General features: G+C 47.8%; 16 protein-coding genes. 4 read left to right on the top strand and 12 right to left on the bottom strand.

Annotated features, from left to right (window positions below):
* The first annotated feature begins 12 nt into the window (after nt 1-12).
* The 3 genes from pepF to AC3RCI_RS09995 all read left to right on the top strand — a co-directional run bounded on the left by pepF (nt 13) and on the right by AC3RCI_RS09995 (nt 3,466).
* Nucleotides 13-1,803, top strand: a complete 1,791-nt coding sequence (gene pepF, locus AC3RCI_RS10005; protein ID WP_183521124.1) for an oligoendopeptidase F — start codon at nt 13-15, stop codon at nt 1,801-1,803.
* Nucleotides 1,804-1,940: 137 nt separating this feature from the next.
* Nucleotides 1,941-2,324, top strand: coding sequence for a lipopolysaccharide assembly protein LapA domain-containing protein (locus tag AC3RCI_RS10000; RefSeq protein WP_183521126.1), 384 nt, complete (start codon nt 1,941-1,943; stop codon nt 2,322-2,324).
* 101 nt (nt 2,325-2,425) lie between these two features.
* Nucleotides 2,426-3,466: a M42 family metallopeptidase gene (locus AC3RCI_RS09995; RefSeq protein ID WP_336779495.1), complete on the top strand. Its 1,041-nt coding sequence runs from the start codon at nt 2,426-2,428 to the stop codon at nt 3,464-3,466.
* Between the two features lie 106 nt (nt 3,467-3,572).
* Here the strand turns inward: AC3RCI_RS09995 and AC3RCI_RS09990 are convergent, their stop codons facing one another.
* The 9 genes from AC3RCI_RS09990 to AC3RCI_RS09950 form a co-directional block, all read right to left on the bottom strand.
* Entirely contained in the window at nt 3,573-4,511 is a 939-nt protein-coding gene (locus AC3RCI_RS09990) for a hypothetical protein (protein WP_492528811.1), read from the bottom strand.
* A 148-nt stretch (nt 4,512-4,659) separates the two neighbouring features.
* A complete protein-coding gene (locus AC3RCI_RS09985) occupies nt 4,660-6,591 on the bottom strand; it encodes an ABC-F family ATP-binding cassette domain-containing protein (RefSeq protein WP_492528809.1) in 1,932 nt (643 codons plus the stop codon).
* Nucleotides 6,592-6,658: 67 nt separating this feature from the next.
* On the bottom strand, nt 6,659-7,237 hold the full coding sequence (locus AC3RCI_RS09980; RefSeq protein ID WP_095288031.1) for a TetR/AcrR family transcriptional regulator: 579 nt from the start codon (nt 7,235-7,237) through the stop codon (nt 6,659-6,661).
* Nucleotides 7,238-7,250: 13 nt separating this feature from the next.
* Complete coding sequence (locus tag AC3RCI_RS09975) at nt 7,251-8,060, bottom strand: DUF92 domain-containing protein (protein WP_492529860.1); 810 nt, start codon at nt 8,058-8,060, stop codon at nt 7,251-7,253.
* A gap of 226 nt (nt 8,061-8,286) precedes the next feature.
* Nucleotides 8,287-9,060: an ABC transporter permease gene (locus tag AC3RCI_RS09970; RefSeq protein ID WP_095288032.1), complete on the bottom strand. Its 774-nt coding sequence runs from the start codon at nt 9,058-9,060 to the stop codon at nt 8,287-8,289.
* A gap of 17 nt (nt 9,061-9,077) precedes the next feature.
* On the bottom strand, nt 9,078-9,854 hold the full coding sequence (locus AC3RCI_RS09965) for an ABC transporter ATP-binding protein (RefSeq protein ID WP_153977843.1): 777 nt from the start codon (nt 9,852-9,854) through the stop codon (nt 9,078-9,080).
* Between the two features lie 25 nt (nt 9,855-9,879).
* Nucleotides 9,880-10,908, bottom strand: coding sequence for an ABC transporter substrate-binding protein (locus AC3RCI_RS09960; protein ID WP_492528807.1), 1,029 nt, complete (start codon nt 10,906-10,908; stop codon nt 9,880-9,882).
* A gap of 39 nt (nt 10,909-10,947) precedes the next feature.
* Nucleotides 10,948-12,396, bottom strand: coding sequence for an aryl-sulfate sulfotransferase (locus AC3RCI_RS09955; protein ID WP_336779489.1), 1,449 nt, complete (start codon nt 12,394-12,396; stop codon nt 10,948-10,950).
* A 51-nt stretch (nt 12,397-12,447) separates the two neighbouring features.
* Complete coding sequence (locus AC3RCI_RS09950; protein WP_336779488.1) at nt 12,448-13,005, bottom strand: MarR family winged helix-turn-helix transcriptional regulator; 558 nt, start codon at nt 13,003-13,005, stop codon at nt 12,448-12,450.
* A gap of 355 nt (nt 13,006-13,360) precedes the next feature.
* Between AC3RCI_RS09950 and AC3RCI_RS09945 the strand changes: the two genes are divergently transcribed.
* Complete coding sequence (locus AC3RCI_RS09945) at nt 13,361-13,768, top strand: hypothetical protein (RefSeq protein ID WP_492473212.1); 408 nt, start codon at nt 13,361-13,363, stop codon at nt 13,766-13,768.
* A 110-nt stretch (nt 13,769-13,878) separates the two neighbouring features.
* Here the strand turns inward: AC3RCI_RS09945 and AC3RCI_RS09940 are convergent, their stop codons facing one another.
* From AC3RCI_RS09940 to AC3RCI_RS09930, 3 genes are read right to left on the bottom strand one after another with little or no spacing between them, the layout of a single operon-like run.
* The gene (locus tag AC3RCI_RS09940; protein ID WP_492473211.1) at nt 13,879-14,511 is read right to left on the bottom strand and encodes a fumarylacetoacetate hydrolase family protein; all 633 of its coding nucleotides are present in this window, start codon (nt 14,509-14,511) and stop codon (nt 13,879-13,881) included.
* A gap of 51 nt (nt 14,512-14,562) precedes the next feature.
* Nucleotides 14,563-15,306: a glycerophosphodiester phosphodiesterase gene (locus AC3RCI_RS09935; protein WP_492528805.1), complete on the bottom strand. Its 744-nt coding sequence runs from the start codon at nt 15,304-15,306 to the stop codon at nt 14,563-14,565.
* A 34-nt stretch (nt 15,307-15,340) separates the two neighbouring features.
* Nucleotides 15,341-16,765, bottom strand: a complete 1,425-nt coding sequence (locus AC3RCI_RS09930) for a CapA family protein (protein ID WP_492528803.1) — start codon at nt 16,763-16,765, stop codon at nt 15,341-15,343.
* Between the last annotated feature and the right edge of the window lie 41 nt (nt 16,766-16,806).

Genomic DNA, 16,806 nt, shown 5'->3' with positions numbered 1-16,806 from the left:
AGGAGGATTCCCATGAGTCAATTATTGAAACGTTCCGAGGTGCCAACAGAACATACGTGGAAACTCGAAGATTTGTTCGCCGATCAAAAAGCCTGGGATCAGGAATACGAAGAAGTAACGTCTCTGACCAAGAAAGCCTCCGAATTTCAAGGTAAGCTGAACAAGCCGGAATCTCTTAAGGCATGCTTTGAACTTGAAGATGAGGTAAGTCTCAAAATTGAACGCCTTTTTGTGTATGCACGCATGCACCAAGATGAAGACACAGCTAATCCTACATACCAAAACCTGTCCCAAAAAGCGCAAAAGCTAAGTGTGCGTGTCGGAGAAGCTCTTTCCTTTGTCACACCAGAAATCCTCTCTCTGCCGGATGATCAGCTGGATGCTTTCATTGCAGATGAGAAACTGTCTGCATTCAAGTTCACACTGGAAGAGATGAAACGTGAGAAGGCGCATGTCTTGAGCAAAACGGAGGAAGCCCTGCTTGCACAGGTGGGCAACTTGTCCCAAGCGCCACAAACCATCTTCAGCATGCTGAATAATGCTGATCTCAAGTTCCCGAAAATTAAGGATGAACACGGTAACGATGTGGAGCTTACCCACGGAAGTTACATTCAATTCCTGGAGAACCCTAATCGCGAAGTTCGCGAACGTGCCTTCAAAGCGGTGTATGAAACGTACGCCAAACAGAAGAACACGATCGCTGCAGCCCTGAATGCCAATGTCACCAAAAATATGTTCTATGCAAATGTCCGGAAGTACCCTTCCGTAATGGAAATGTCACTGTATGGTGACAACATTCCAACAGAGGTATATACCAACCTGGTGGACACCATTCATGAAAGCCTCCCGCTCCTGCACCGTTATATGGATCTGCGCAAAAAATTACTCGGTGTGGATCAATTGCATATGTATGACTTGTTCGCTCCTCTGGTTGATGAGTATAAAATGGACATCACTTATGAGGAAGCAAAACAGACCGTCAAAGATGGCCTGAAACCGCTGGGCGAGGATTATGCGAATACATTGCAGGCTGGATATGATGACCGCTGGATTGACGTATATGAGAACGAAAACAAACGTTCAGGTGCTTACAGCTGGGGTGCATACGGCACACACCCATACGTCCTGCTTAACCATAAAGACAATCTGAACAGCATGTTTACACTAGCACATGAAATGGGTCATGCTCTGCATTCCTATTATTCGGATACTACCCTTCCGTATCGGGATGCACAGTACACCATCTTCCTAGCAGAGGTTGCATCCACAACCAATGAGGCATTGCTGATGGATTACCTGCTTAACAAATCCACGGATCCGAAGGAAAAACTGTATCTGTTGACCTATTATGCAGATCAATTCCGTACAACGGTGTTCCGTCAAACGATGTTTGCCGAATTTGAGAAAATCATTCATGAGCGTGCTGAACAGGGCGAAGCCCTTACACCGCAGCTGCTGTCTGAAATTTATTACGACCTCAACGTCCAATACCATGGAAACAGCATGGCTGTAGATAAGGATATTGAGATGGAATGGGCACGTATCCCCCATTTCTACAACAGCTTCTACGTTTACAAATATGCAACCGGGTTCTCTGCAGCAACGAGCTTCTCCAAACAGATTCTCGAAGAAGGTCAGCCTGCGGTAGACCGTTATCTTGGCTTCCTAAAGAGTGGTGGAAGTGACTACTCCATCAATATTCTAAAAAAAGCAGGCGTGGATATGTCTTCTCCACAGCCAATTCGCGAAGCCATGAGTGTCTTCAAAGAATTGATTGAACAGATGGAACAATTGACTAAATAAAGTTGTCTCTCTGTTACATGCGACCTGCATCCCTTGCCCATTTCGGGCAAGGGATTTTATAATCAAGCCAGATGCACAGCGCCTTCTTTGGGGTAATGCATTCGTATTCCTGAATTGTTCAACAAGGAGGCACCACCATGAAAATGCAATGGACCCTCATCGCAGGTCTTGTTTTTGCACTTCTTACCGGAATCTTCGCTGTTATTAATGTGGATTCCGTGCAGGTTAACCTGCTGTTTAACACGGTTCAAATCCCCCTGATTTTGCTGATTCTGGGCTGTACCCTGATTGGTGGAATCATTGTCGGATCCTATGGCATTTTCCGTCAGTATCGATTGCAGCGTGAGAACAAGCAATTGAAATTGCGTGTAACCGAATTGGAGAACACGGCTTCGAGCTATTCTTCACCGGGTTCCACCGCGACAATGGAAGCCTTCGAAACAACTGAAACGGATCGCATGGCTGAGACGGATTCCATCCAGAGTCAGCAGCGCAAAGGAAATTCTGCAGATTCGTTGTAAGAAGAACAAGCAGCCTGCTGGCATAAGGAATGGATATCCCATTCGACCAGACAGGCTGCATTCTTGTTCTGGGAACACTGATTATGAGGAGGAATCTCTATATGAATTTTACAATTAATGAATCCTACGTCCTGGACCTTCTGAAAAGGCTGCTGGATACTCCGAGTCCAAGTGGCTACACACACCACATTATCGAGATGATCCGGGAAGAAGCCCAATCATTGAATATTTCATTTGAATTAAATAACAAAGGCGGAGCGGTACTCACTTTGCCTGGGCTGGATGCCTCCAAGACCATTGGACTCAGTGCACATGTGGATACACTAGGCGCGATGGTACGTTCCATCACTTCTTACGGTACGCTCAAACTAACCTCTGTGGGTGGATTCACCATGAACAGTATTGAAAACGAGTATTGCACGATCCACGCACGGGATGGCAAAACATATACCGGTACGATTCTCTCCCTGCACCCTTCGGTTCATGTCTACCCGGATGCCCGCACCTTTGAGCGTAAGGAAAGCCATATGGAAGTTCGTATTGATGAAGTGGTTTCATCCAAGGAAGATGTTCTTGAACTCGGTATCGGCGTCGGTGACTTTATTTCTTTCGATGCACGTGCGGTTATTACGCCAAGCGGTTATATCAAGTCACGTCATCTGGATGACAAAGCTAGCGTGGCTGCCCTTTTCGGCATTTTGGAATCTGCTCATCGGGAAGGCTGGAAGCCTCTACATAACGTCTCTCTGCTTATTTCGAATTACGAAGAAGTTGGACATGGCGCCTCATATATCCCGTCCGAGATCAGTGAATTGATCGCCGTAGATATGGGGGCAATGGGTGACGATCTCAGCTGTAAAGAAACGGATGTATCCATCTGCGCCAAAGACTCTTCTGGTCCATATGACTATGACATGACGAGTCGCCTGATTGAACTTGCCAAGCAAGCAAATCTCGATTATGTCGTTGATATTTATCCTCAATACGGCTCAGATGGCAGTGCTGCCTTGCGAGGTGGAAACAACATTCGTGCTGCACTGATTGGCCCTGGGGTACATGCTTCCCATTCGATGGAGCGCACGCACAAGGATGCCGTTCTGAATACAGCCAGACTGCTCGCTTCATACATCACAACCAAGTAATCACCCTTATATACTTCAGGAAAATAAGAAGATGCCAGCAACAGATCACACCGCTGCCTGGCATCTTTTTTTTACCCTATCATGTTCTTCTAACTGGACATCTACCTTAATCAGCCTGCTCCACATACTGACGATATTGCTGCTCGATTTTGGTTACTTTTCTCTCATGATCACGAATTTCATTTTTTAACACATGTAATGTACGACGGACGGTAAGACGGCCCTCCTCCACCTGGGATTCGGCTTTTCGGATTTTGTCTTGCACCATCCAATCCACGAAGAGATTATCGAAGAAATAATCTGCAAAGGATAATAATCCCCCAAGCTCCAGGTCAGCGTGTACCGCCATTTTCACATCTTCAAGCTCCTTCTGGAATCGCTTCAAATGTCTTCCCGCTTCCGTTAAGGCAGATTGAGCGTCATCCATACGACCGCGTTTGATATGAGTGGATATCATGCCTCCGCCCATCATGTCGTATACTCCCCAATTCCCTGCAGACTTGAGCGCATCCCCCGCACGGCCCAGTGCACTGAGCAGGCGTTCCCCTTCCCGGTCTGCCTCCTTAAGTTCCTTCATTTCTCCGCGTAAATGCTCCAGATCCTCTGCCAATTGCCTAAGTTCATCGTGATTCGCCAGCAGTTGATTTTCCTTTTTGCCCCACAGCACCTTGTAATCATTTTCCCAGAATTGATATTTACTCTGCTCATCTAGTTCGCGCTGCACTTCTTTCCTCTGCTCATGAATGTCTTGTAACATTTGGCATGCTGTATCATACTCAGCCTTACTCTCCATTAATTCGAGTTCTTCCTTCTCCAGCTTCTCCTGCTTTTTGCCAATCAAGTTATAGAAAAATGCAGATAAGGTCATGCCATTCAGCCGGTCCACATCATTCTGCTCCTTCTGGAGATGCTCCAGGCGCCGCTGTACTTTCGCCTTCCACTCGACTTCTTCCTGGTTCAACTTCTCCAGGCGATTGTTCCATTTCTCGTAAATTCTCCCCTTTTCCTTGAGCACAGCCAGTTGTTCATTCAATTCTTTGTACATAAATGTGGTGTTCTCTCCTTTCACTGGAATTATTTCCTTACTACTTACAACGTAATGGATATGGCTAACGTTTCATATAAAAAAATCGCCATCCTTCATAACAAGGCGTTAAGCCCTATTTTAAAGGATGACGATTTGTACTTTTCGATTAGGATTTGCTTTTCTCAATCTGCTCTGCAAGCTCATTCAGGAACGTCCAACGTTCCATCAGTTCTTCCAGATGACGCTCTGCTTCAGCCTGCTCTGCCATGAGTTCCTGCAAACGGGCTGAATCACTGAAGGATTCCTCCATCGCCGTGTTGATCCGCGCAAGGTTAGCCTCCGCTTTCTCAATATTCTCGTCGATCTGATCATACTCCCGTTGTTCCTTGAAGCTAAACTTCAGCTTCGGCTTGGCCGTAGATGCAGCAGGCTTAACCTCATCTGTTTTTGCTTTTTTCGCTGCTGACCCCATATCGCCCACCTGAGAAGCTCCCGGTGCATTCTTCAGCATCCATTCAGCATACTCACTATAGTCGCCAACATGTACCCGGATGGCTCCATTGCCCTCGAAGGCCAGCACTTTATCCACTGTACGGTCCAGGAAATAGCGATCATGGGAGACAACGAAAACAACACCCGGGAAGTCATCCAGGTAATCTTCGAGTACCGCCAGCGTCTGAATATCCAGATCGTTCGTTGGCTCATCCAGCAGCAATACATTGGGCGCAGCCATCAATATACGCAGCAGATATAGACGACGTTTCTCCCCACCTGACAGACGGGAGATTGGCGTCCACTGCGACGCAGGAGTAAAGAGAAACCGCTCCAGCATCTGGGCTGCCGTGATCAGGGATCCATCCGCCGTCCGCACATTCTCGGCCACTTCCTTGATATATTCTATGACACGCAGAGATTCATTCATCTCCTGATGCTCTTGCGTGAAATAGCCCAGGTTAACGGTTGGACCGAGGACGACTTCTCCAGCATCCGGTTCCAATTTGCCTGAGATCAGCTGCAGCAGAGTCGATTTACCACTGCCATTCGGACCCACGATACCTACCCGGTCACCAGGCACGGCGATATAGTTCAGGTCCTCAATTAATTTGCGTCCACCTGCGGATTTGGATAAGTGCTCTATCTCCAGAATCTTCTTGCCCAAACGAGTAGAGCCTACCGAAACCTCCAAAGAGCCAGAGCGATTCGGCCCCTGTTGATCCTTCAGCTGTTCGAAACGGTCAATTCTTGCTTTTTGTTTCGTGGTCCGCGCCTTGGCCCCGCGACGGATCCAGGCAAGCTCTGTACGGAGCAGGTTTTGCCGTTTTTGCTCTGAGGCTGATTCGCGCTCTTCCCGCTCTGCCTTGAGTTCAAGGAAGCGGGTGTAGTTTGCTTCATAACGGAACAAACGCCCATGATCCAGCTCCAGCATCACATTCGCCACACGATCCAGGAAGTAGCGATCATGCGTAATCATGAGGAGTGCACCACGACGTTTTTGCAGGTATTGCTCCAGCCAAACGACGGAATCATTATCGATATGGTTCGTCGGCTCATCCAGAATGAGAAGCTCGCAGGGATGAATCAGAGCAGACGCTAAAGCCACCCTCTTGCGTTGTCCCCCGGACAATGTTCCCATTAGCGCGTCAAATTGACGGATACCCAGTTTGGACAGAATGCTTTTGGCTTCACTTTCCATCTGCCAGGTCTGAAGCTGCTCCATCTGTTGATTCAGACGCAATAACCGCTCTTGCAAGGCAGGATCGGATGGATTCAATTCGAGCAGTTCCATCGTCTCCGTGTATTCACGCACTGTTTTCATCTCTGGACTATCGCCCTCGAATACTTGCTGCAGTACGGTATTGTCAGGGTTAAAATCGGGGTTTTGTGCCAGAAACTGAATACGTACATCATTTCCGATAGCAATCTGTCCCTCATCAGCCGGTTCCATGCCTGCAATTACACGCAGAAATGTAGACTTTCCCGTTCCGTTTACGCCAACGACGCCGATCTTATCCTGGTCGCCCATGCCAAACGAGGCGTCCTTGAACAATATTTTTTCGCCATAGCTTTTTGAAATTTGCTCTACCGTCATTATGTTCATTGCTCGTTACCCACTTCTCTGTAAATTGAGATTCAACAGTTTCTTGATTCCATGCTCATGATGATACTTATACTTGTAAAAAAGAACGACAACCGTCCAGAAATAGTGCCGCTGCAAAAGCAATCCGTTTATTCAGATCTTCCTCATTGAACTCCGGATTCAGCATAATATCCATCTTCAATCGATCCAAAATCCCGATATAGGCTTCTGCCAAAAGCACAGGCTCAGGTACACTTGCACTTTTCAGCACCTCACACACCATGCTCATATACTCATTCATAAAGGCCTTCATGAATTTCATAAGATCCGGATCGTTATTAGGTGCCATAAAAAACAGCTTCGTATGATTGCGCCGCTCGTAATAATAAGTCAGGTGCGTCTTGGCGATTGCGCCAAGCTTCTCACCTGTATTCTCCTGAGATTTCAAGGCATAATCAAGCCTGCTGATAAAACTGTTACAGTCCCGCTTGGAAACCGCGACGAATAGTTGTTCCTTGCTCTTGAAATATAAATAAATGGTGCCTTTTGCAATGCCAGCTTCTTCAGCAATATCGGACATTTTCGTCTCATAAAATCCTTTTGATCCAAAAATACCATAAGCCGCATCCAAAATAGCCTCCGACTTGTCTCCCTGCACAGTGCTCACTTGCACTCCCTCCCTACAGCGCCAAAATAATACCCAAACCGATAGCCACACATCCTCCGATCACCGAACTCAGCACGTTGACCAGATCGTTGCTCATCCATGTCCAGCCTCGTGCGCGAACGGTCTTGTGGCCACAGTGTTCACTGACCTCAACTTCACGGCCGCATTCAGTACAGCGATACATCAACTGGACTGTTGCTCCAAGGTAGGAATCGGCAAATGCTCCAGCCAGTCCACCTACAAGACCAACACACGTCCAGCTCAGAAATCCAAGCGTTTCAAAGTCCGCGATCCAAGAAAAGATAAATGCCCCTGCTCCAATTAATGCTCCGCCTATTGCCGCCGCTGTTGTCCCAAGCAACGACACACCACCGGAAGCGCCCGGAGTCAGCACCCTCCAACTCACCACAGAACGTGGCGGCTTACGGCTCAGGCTTCCGAGTTCGGTAGCCCAGGTATCGGAAGTTACGGTTGCCATTACACCAATGAAAGCATAGATCCAGGCCGGATGTGGAAATATCCAGTATCCCAAACATAGAAGCATGCCCATTCCGCCGTTGGCAAACACTTGCCCTGCATCCCGATTGCCTGACTTGGCATACGATTTCTCCAGCTCCTGCTTGCGTTCCTTACGATACTTGGACAACAAGGTTGAAGTTATGAAAAACAACAGCAGTGTGCCAAACCAAAACAGGTTGCCTGCCCCGTAATAGATCGTTCCCATCAACACAGCTGCCAAGCAACCGGACAGGGTTAGCGATTTCTTTGCGTAGGCTGCACCCGCCACAATAAAAGCGCATACGGCGCCGATAATCCAGTCCATAATCTCTCCTGCATGTGGCAGCATCTATGGTCCACATGACGTTTATGTTATTTTTGAAATTCAATTATACCACGGTTTGAGCCCAATGCCGAAACTCCCGTTGCAGGCATGACAAAAACCTGATCCGGCAGCTTAGAAAGCTGCGAACCAGGTCTGCTAGATGAAATATAATTGATGAAAACTGCCCTTTTACAACTAAACATCGAGTCGTCCGCTCCGCACGGTGTCAGCCTCTCTTGACCCCTCCGATGACACCATACCGATACAATACACGGCGACCAAACCAGTTGAACAAACGATCCGTGAGAAAACCCATGAATCCCAAGGAGATGAGACCAACAAAAATCCAGTCCGTCCGGAAAAATAACCGTGAATTCCAGATCAAATAACCTACGCCTTCATTAGAAGCAATCATCTCTGCACCGATAATGGCCATATAGGAAGTTCCCATCGCCAATCGAATACCTGTGAAAATATAAGGGGTCGTAGCAGGGACAACCACATGCAGCAATATCTGCCACTCATTCGCGCCCATACTGCGGGCTGAACGAATCTTATCCTCTTCAATGGACAGGACACCCGTCAGTGTATTCAGGACAACAATGAAAAATGTCGCATACATGATCAGTGCAATCTTGGACTGTTCCCCAATGCCGAACCAGACCAGGAACAATGTAATGAAAGCAATCGGCGGGATAAATCGAATAAAATTAAGGAAAGGTTCGGCAAACAGACGGATGATGTGAACCTTGCCGATAAGCAGCCCTACCGGAATGGCAATGACACTTCCCAGCACCCATCCGGCCAGTACACGTGTGAAGCTGATCCCGATATACTGCATGAGTGTGCCATCCGCAATTAATTCGCGAGCACCCTGCACAGTATCCCATGGACCAGGAATCACGTCCGGCCCGTAGAGCAATGCACCAAGCTGCCATATCAGAATGACTGTAACCCATAATATCGGTACAGACACCCACTTTTTCTCCAACCATTTCATGGTCCAGATCACCTCAGTTATTCTTCAAAATGGCTTTGAATCTGATCGTACAGGCTATTGAATTCAGCCGAAGCAATATTTCTCGGATAAGACTGAACGTTATGGTAAATGTCCGTTATATTCGACGAAGGTCCCACTGACATGATTCCGATCCGTTCACCGAGCAATAGAGCCTCCTGGATGTCATGGGTAACAAAAATAACGGTCTTATGTGTTTCCCTCCATATATTCACCAGTTCCTTCTGCATGACTCTTCGAGTCATGGCATCGAGCGCACCGAAAGGTTCATCCATGAGCAGAATCGCCGAGTCATTGGCGAGCACCCGCGCTAGTTGTACCCGCTGCTTCATGCCTCCCGACAGCTCCTTCGGATACTTCCCTTCATGTCCTCCCAACCCCACGAGCTGAATGTATCGGTCCGAAATCGTACGGCGTTCAGATTTGGGCACCTTGGACATCCGAAGTCCGAATTCAACATTTTCCCTTACGGTAAGCCACGGAAAGAGTGAGGAATCGGCCTGTTGGAACACCATCGCACGATCCCTTCCAGGTCTGTCGATCTCCTTGTTATTCACTTTAAGCTGCCCGCCCGACTTGGAGATAAAACCCGCGATCATATTAAGTAACGTTGATTTTCCGCAGCCGCTGGGACCAAGCAGAACGAAGAATTCGCCGCCCTTGATCACCAGATCAACATCCTTGATAATGTAATGCACTTCTCCATTGGTTGGAGCATTGTAGGTTTTTCGAAGCTGTTCAATATGAATCGTGTGACGATCTGCGGGTAAGGACATAAGGACACCTCCAGTACGTTTTGGATTATTCGGTATATGTTACTTTATCCGGCAATGCCTGTTTCAGAAGTTCCAGGTTTAACTTGCCTTTGAGATCAAAATCCTGCTCAATGATTCCGTTATCCACCATGTATTGCTTCTGTCCCGCCAAACTATCATAAGCTTCCTGAGTAAAGCCAACGACCCAAGGATTGATGGGAAGATCCTTCAAGGTTGCTTCCTTGGGTTGTTTTGTCTCCTTGTACATTAGATCCGCTACCTCATCAGGATGAGCTTGGGCATATGTTGCAGCTTGATCCAGCGCCACAAGAAATCCCTTTACCGTTTCCGGATTCGCTTCAATGAACTCATTGCTTGCAACCAATCCCATACCAAGCCTTACCGGAGTCTGGGACATATCTGTCAGCTGATGCACGCCTTCGAGCGTATCGAACTTATCGGTTAATGCAGATCCGATAACCCAAGTGGCATCCAGTTCTCCTTGCTTCAATGCAATATAGGACTCATCGAAGGCCCCTTGCCCAATCTGCTTCACATCACCAAGCGCAAGCCCCTGATCCTTCAAATACTCATCCCACAGATAAGGAATGAATGTTCCGCGAATAAAGCTTACGCTCTTGCCCTTCAAGTCTGCACCCGTCTGGATCTCCTCCTTGGCATACAGCTTCCATGCAGCAGCTGCTTCATCCGTTGTCTGACCCGCAGAAGCGATGATCGAATAATCCCCTTTGGCCAGAGCGTTCAACACCGGGAAGTCAGCACCGTAGGCAATGTCGACCTGTTTGATAAACAGTGCATTCACACCTTCTGCCGGAGAACCAAACGTGATGCTCTCTGCATCAATGCCTTGGCTTTCAAAGAACCCTTTGGCAATGGCTACCCTGAACGTCGGGTTTGTGCTCGTATCCGCTATGCGGATCTTTACCTTGGTGCCACTACCTGCGGAGCCGCCTTTCGCTTCGGACACCGTTCCGTATGAAGAACATCCGGAGATGATAAAAGTTATGGAGAGGAGCAATAAGAATGCTCCCTTTAAAATGGCTGTTTTTTTCACAACATGCACCCCGTTCAATCAATTTATCCTCGGCTACCGTTAACTGCCTTGTTTTCCTTCATCCGATGTTGCTACGCAAGCTGCTCCTTCAACAAACGGCAGTGTTGTCTCTACACTGACTACCGAGTCAGAGCCTTTGGCTGCTGCTCCCGGCACTCTGTAGACCGATACATCAATGGATTCGATCGCCACCTCTTCCGGCTTCTCCAGTTGAGGAACCCATTGATATGGAACTCGATACGAACGATAAACCATATTGGTATTACGCCCATCCTTGTATGGAGAAATATATTCCCACACCAGCTCATGCTCTGCTGTAACTTCAAATAATCGGCCATTGGACCCTTCGGTAATCAACGTGTTACCGTTAGGCAAGCGCTGGGCTGAGCTAATATATGGGCTGTAGAATTTATAAGAATCGGTTGGAACGGAAAAGCCAGCTTCAGCAGAGGTATATTGCCACACAATCTCCAGTGTCAACGGGTCAATCTCAAGTACACGGGAATGATCACGGACCGCGTGTTTCAAGCCATATGGAGAAGCCGGATTCGGAAGACCATAACCTGCCCATCCTCCATTATCAAACACCAGCAGATTGCCCTCGCCTGGCAGTCCTTGAGGAATGATATGCGCATGATGCTGTCCGATAATGGTGCCGATATGCTTCGCTTCAGGAGAGGAATAATCCGGGCCGAGTTTCCAAACAATTTTGCCGCTCTGTCTGTCCGTAATGGCAATAATATTGGCTTCTCTGGCATCCCATATGATGTTATCCGGGTTAAAGCGCTCGTCTCCCGCTTCATAGAACCGGTTAGGACCAACATAGGAAGCCGAGTTAATATGCAGCCAATCACCTACCCCCCCACCAAGGTGACCAAATGAACGCGTATTCGGGTCACGGTACAATACATTGCGTGCAGCCTCGTCAAAGCCCAGTTCTTCAAAATGCTCGTTCGGAAGCCATTCCCACAACACATTGCCTTCCCAATCCACTTCAATAATGGCATCATCAAGTAAAGGTTTATCCGAGATTTGCGGATTGCTTACGTTTTTGTGCGCCAGGATCAGTGTCTTGCCACCCTGTGTTTTCGGAGCAAGACCAGGAGCATAATACCCTACCGGATTGCCCTCACGCTGATAATCATGGTGCTGGCGGGCGTACCACAATGGTTCGTATCCCGGATCTTCAATATGTTCGTAGCTATTGTATTTCCACACGATGTTGCCATCCCAGTCCACCTGAACCAGGTCCACATTATCCTGAATACCGAACTTTGGATCTCTTCTGCCCGTGCTTCCCAGCACATAACCTCCTGGGAAAATTTTGGCCGGAAATCCGAGCAGTCCCTTCCAGAGGTGAACTTCCTTCCCGTTCATATCAATTAATACAACGCCTTCTTCACCTGCCTGGTACACGGTGTAACCACCCCAAGCCTTTTCCGGATTATACAGCGTTGCTCCCGTTGGATAAATTGTTGAGTGTCCCATCGTTCTCATCTCTCCCTTGGATTGTTAGATTCATTTACTACAGTTCAAGCATTAATAACTGAGATAGTTGTTCTTTCCGGAATTCCCCTTTCGCTTCTGTTCAAGGTCGTTGCCCACAGACGGATCTGTCTCATCTCTCGTGTTGCTCTCGGCAAGCTCCAGCAGTGTATCTGAGAATCCTTCCAGATTCGCGATCACCCGCTCATACAATTGGCTTTGCTGTTCCAGTTCCGCAGTGGTAAATCCCTCAAACAGAAGCGTGATACATCGGGCACCGATATTGCTATTGCGGGCATACATTTCCCTACCTTTGGCGGTTATATCGAGCAGGACGGTACGGCGATCGTCTTCCTTGCGTCTGCGGATCGTTAATCCCTTTTTCTCCAGCTTGTCAGTCAGTGCAGTAATGGCACCGGAAGTGAAATCCAATTGATCGGCCAGGTCGCCAAGCCGCTGTTCTCCTTCACGAATGATTTTGTGCAGGATGAGCATACCCGGCAGGCTAATGCCTTCCACCGTTATGCGATCCCGCTCCTTGACGAATCGTCTGACCATCTTGCGAAACAGCCAATCCGTTTTCTCCAACGCATCCCAATCTCTCTCGTTCATCTCATTTCCTCCTATCCGGCCGAAACGTTAGCAAGTACGCAAAAAGGCTCCCGAAGACATTCCATATGGAGTAGTCCCGGGAGCCTTTGGTGGTCCAATCAGCTCGCATCCGTATTCAAATTTATTTCACTGTTCATTTAATGAGTGTTAAAATAATTGAGTTCATCATATAACCTACTAACCCAACCTGTCAAGTAAGAATTAAAAGTTATTATTCTTTTTTTGCCTGTCAGGATTTATTTATGCCATTTTAAGTTTCACTTCAGCTTCTCCGGTTAAACTAATCTCAGATCAACACAACAAGATTAAGCTACGATTCCCTTCGTACTTAAATAGAGAAGCGAGGATGACAGGAATGAATATAAAACGTGTAATGTTTGTGGGTACGATGATGGTAACCATGTCTTTTGCAGGAACCGCCTGGAGCAAATCAGCCATTTCTCCGATTCCCTTGACGGAGTGGTCCATCGTAAGTATAAATACCAAAGATGATAACAAGGATGAGCTGCTGACTGCACTGAACCATTCCTCCGAGGAAGATTTGTACCAGGATCTGTACGCAGGCAAATCACTCCAAACCATTGCAGACGAGAATGATGGAGATTTCAGTCAGGTCGTGGCTTTGCAGGTCAAACAACTCAGGCAGCAGCTGGATGATCGTCTGGCAAGCGGAAGTATCACCCAAGAGCAATATGAGGCACAACATGCGGAAATCGAACAAATTGTTCTAGAAAGCGCCCGTACCTCTTACGAGTTGGCCTAAACGTGTACAGATGCGTGTTCGTTTATCTTCTATGATCACGTCAAAAAGGAGCGGTTTCCCGCCCCTGAATGGATGACTGTATAACTATAATTCATACGGAACTTACAGGATTATTTCGCTGCTGCAATGGTACATTTCCCAACGGATTGACCATCCCAGGCGAGCTCAAGCACATCTCCCTCTACGGTTGGTCCCACACCCTCTGGTGTCCCGGTGAAGATGATATCACCTGCGCCAAGACCATAGTGATGTCCTACATAATCCACAATGTGTTGAAGGTCAAAAATCATGTTGCGAATGTTGCCTCGCTGCACTTCAACACCATTTTTGGTCAGCGTAAAATCTTTTGCAAGCAAAGCTTCCGTACTGGAAAAGGCCTGAAACCCACTTACAGGTGCGGAATTTTTGAATCCTTTGGCCGCAGTCCACGGGTGGCCTTTCTTCTTGATGACCGACTGTACATCACGCAGCGTAAAATCAATGCCAAATGCATACGATTCGATCAAATCCTCTACAGCAACCCCTGGCTCATAACTCTTGCCAATTTGAACGACCAGTTCAGCTTCATAGTGAACTTCCCCACGGGAAGCAGGTAATTCAATCGCCTCTCCATTCATGGGTACCACCGCATGCGAAGGCTTCATGAAGATCATCGGTTCGTCCGGAACCGCGTTACCCAGCTCTTCCGCATGAAGTTTATAATTGCGTCCTACACAGTATACGTTACGAATCGTTGAGAGCATCGGAATACGACCACCTTTATTGGATTAATTAGAGAATATGGACCCTTATCTTTATGCCCGATTGCTCGACTTTTGCAATGCCTGATTCCAAGCGTCAGGACGATTCGTGCACAGCATAAGCTCGGGATCAATTGCAGCGAGGCGCTTCATAATGATCTTATCATCTACGGTCCAGGCCATGACCTGAATGCCATTGTTCTTCATTTCCCGCATCAGTGATTTGTCCACGTTGGTGTAACCGATCGATAGGAACCCGCATTGCAGCTGACGAAGTCTCGCTAATAGATCTCCTGGACGAGCATCAATGATGAGACCTGTAGTGATCTCAGGTGCGATATTTTTGGATTCAGCCAGCGCAGCAGGTTCAAAGGAAGTGAAAACGACTTCGGCTTGCATGTTTCTTTTCCGTACTTCCTCAATAGCGGCTGCCGGCAAGCCCGGATACATGTCTCCTTGTGTTTTCAGCTCAATGTTCAGACGTACTTTGCCCTTGCAGCTGTCCAACACTTCGCTGAGAGCCGGAACGCGTTCCCCCGCATATTCCTTGGACTTCCAACTCCCTGCATCCAGCTTCTGAATATCAGACCAATTCGTCTCCCGTACAAGCCCTTCTCCATTCGTCGTCCGGTTGAACGAAAAGTCATGGATGACTACTGGCACGCCGTCGCGGGACAATTGCACGTCCAGTTCGATCCAAGTTACATAAGACTGCTCCATGGCCAGCTGAAAAGCTGCCATCGTATTCTCAGGTGCTGTGGAAGAAAATCCACGGTGTGCTACACATAAGTTACTCATTATTCCCCACTCCTTAGACGTTATCATTCTTGTATCAGCTTGTTGAGGCCACTCCAGCCGCGTCAAAGCGAATTCCTGGTGAGAGCCTGGTCATTTGCTCCAATAACAGCTTGTTGGCTTCACCTAGCATTGGAATGGCCTGACCAAGCCCCGCCTCATATGGAATGACTTTCATGCTGCACTTCGCTTCCGCGCTGCATTCTGCCTGAAAAACAGCTGTTTTCCAGGTTTCTTCCGTCGTTGATTTCGAAAAAATAAAATTTCCTGTGCTATATGCGATCCACTTGCCCTTATAATACTCTACTCCTTGAAGCACATGAGGATGCCCACCAATGACGAGATCAGCCCCAGCATCCACAAACTCATGTGCCAGTCTGGTCTGGTCATCATTGGGTGTACTGACTCGCTCTTCTCCCCAATGTGCTACCACGATCACAAGATCCGCCTTCTGACGAGCTTCTTGAATCGCGTTTACCGCCCCTGTAGAATCATAGGTTTCTGCAACACCAGCACGATTGCCTTCCGCCTTCCAGCTCGCTTCAGGCACAACCCGGCTGAAGCCAAGCAGTGCGATCTTGATGCCTTTCCTTTCCAGATAGGCAGGCGCATAAGCTTCGTCCCTGTTCATCCCGGCCCCAGTATGCGCAATACCATACTCCTGAAGGTAGGTTAGTGTGTCGACGAGTCCTTCCACACCCTGGTCCAAAATGTGATTGTTAGCCAGATTTACTGCGTCAAATCCGGCAGCAGCCATCGCTGCCAATGCTTTTGGCGAAGATTTGTAAACATATGTTTTGTTCTCAGCAGCTGAACCACCCAGCGTCACGGGAGTCTCCAGGTTGCCCACGGTCAGATCATCGTTCTTGAACAGACCGCCAAGCTTGGCATAAGGGTAATCGTAGCCATTCTTATCCAACAATTCGGCCACCTTGCCAGAGAACTGAATATCACCAACAAAATTAATGGTTACGTTCTTCCCTGATCCTGTAGGCTGTGGAACCGTTGTTTGGGCTCCGGAACTTTCATTGTCCTTCGGATTTGATGGTTTGGCTGTTCCCGTCCCTGTTTGTCCTTCTTCGGACCCTTTAACAGACTCCTTACTGCCCGACTCCGTTGTTTCACCGCCGGATGAAACGCTCTCATCTTCAGCAGTTTCTGACCCCGGACTGGTTACTTCCATAGAATCTTGTTCTGCATCCGGATCTGCATCTGACTCGGCTTCAGGCGAATCCAGCTCATCACCACCTTTGGCATCCTCCTGATCCGCAGGTTGTTGCTCTTTTACTACAGCTTCATTTGTCGCCGGCTCCGCTTGCTGTTTCTGCACCTCTGCTGCGTAATATATGCCTACCCCTCCGATTGCAGCAATCAGAAACAGATTGATCATCCAGATCATACGTCTGCGTGCACGTTTTTCTTTTTTCTTTTGATTACTTCGATTAGATCTTGGGGGATACATAGGCAGCTCCTCTTCTTCTACAGCAATCCTTTATCATTATA

It is taken from the genome of Paenibacillus sp. MT124, from assembly GCF_058792755.1.
This window is presented reverse-complemented; position numbering and strand designations above follow the sequence as displayed.

What these genes read in the sequence shown, in the direction of transcription:
- AC3RCI_RS09990 (WP_492528811.1), bottom strand. Translation starts at nt 4,511, where the DNA reads ATGTACAAAGAATTGAATGAACAACTGGCTGTGCTCAAGGAAAAGGGG.
- AC3RCI_RS09975 (WP_492529860.1), bottom strand. Translation starts at nt 8,060, where the DNA reads ATGGACTGGATTATCGGCGCCGTATGCGCTTTTATTGTGGCGGGTGCA.
- AC3RCI_RS09950 (WP_336779488.1), bottom strand. Translation starts at nt 13,005, where the DNA reads ATGAACGAGAGAGATTGGGATGCGTTGGAGAAAACGGATTGGCTGTTT.
- AC3RCI_RS09930 (WP_492528803.1), bottom strand. Translation starts at nt 16,765, where the DNA reads ATGTATCCCCCAAGATCTAATCGAAGTAATCAAAAGAAAAAAGAAAAA.
- AC3RCI_RS09985 (WP_492528809.1), bottom strand. Translation starts at nt 6,591, where the DNA reads ATGAACATAATGACGGTAGAGCAAATTTCAAAAAGCTATGGCGAAAAA.
- AC3RCI_RS09955 (WP_336779489.1), bottom strand. Translation starts at nt 12,396, where the DNA reads ATGGGACACTCAACAATTTATCCAACGGGAGCAACGCTGTATAATCCG.
- pepF (WP_183521124.1), top strand. Translation starts at nt 13, where the DNA reads ATGAGTCAATTATTGAAACGTTCCGAGGTGCCAACAGAACATACGTGG.
- AC3RCI_RS09970 (WP_095288032.1), bottom strand. Translation starts at nt 9,060, where the DNA reads ATGAAATGGTTGGAGAAAAAGTGGGTGTCTGTACCGATATTATGGGTT.
- AC3RCI_RS09940 (WP_492473211.1), bottom strand. Translation starts at nt 14,511, where the DNA reads ATGCTCTCAACGATTCGTAACGTATACTGTGTAGGACGCAATTATAAA.
- AC3RCI_RS09965 (WP_153977843.1), bottom strand. Translation starts at nt 9,854, where the DNA reads ATGTCCTTACCCGCAGATCGTCACACGATTCATATTGAACAGCTTCGA.
- AC3RCI_RS10000 (WP_183521126.1), top strand. Translation starts at nt 1,941, where the DNA reads ATGAAAATGCAATGGACCCTCATCGCAGGTCTTGTTTTTGCACTTCTT.
- AC3RCI_RS09945 (WP_492473212.1), top strand. Translation starts at nt 13,361, where the DNA reads ATGAATATAAAACGTGTAATGTTTGTGGGTACGATGATGGTAACCATG.
- AC3RCI_RS09995 (WP_336779495.1), top strand. Translation starts at nt 2,426, where the DNA reads ATGAATTTTACAATTAATGAATCCTACGTCCTGGACCTTCTGAAAAGG.
- AC3RCI_RS09935 (WP_492528805.1), bottom strand. Translation starts at nt 15,306, where the DNA reads ATGAGTAACTTATGTGTAGCACACCGTGGATTTTCTTCCACAGCACCT.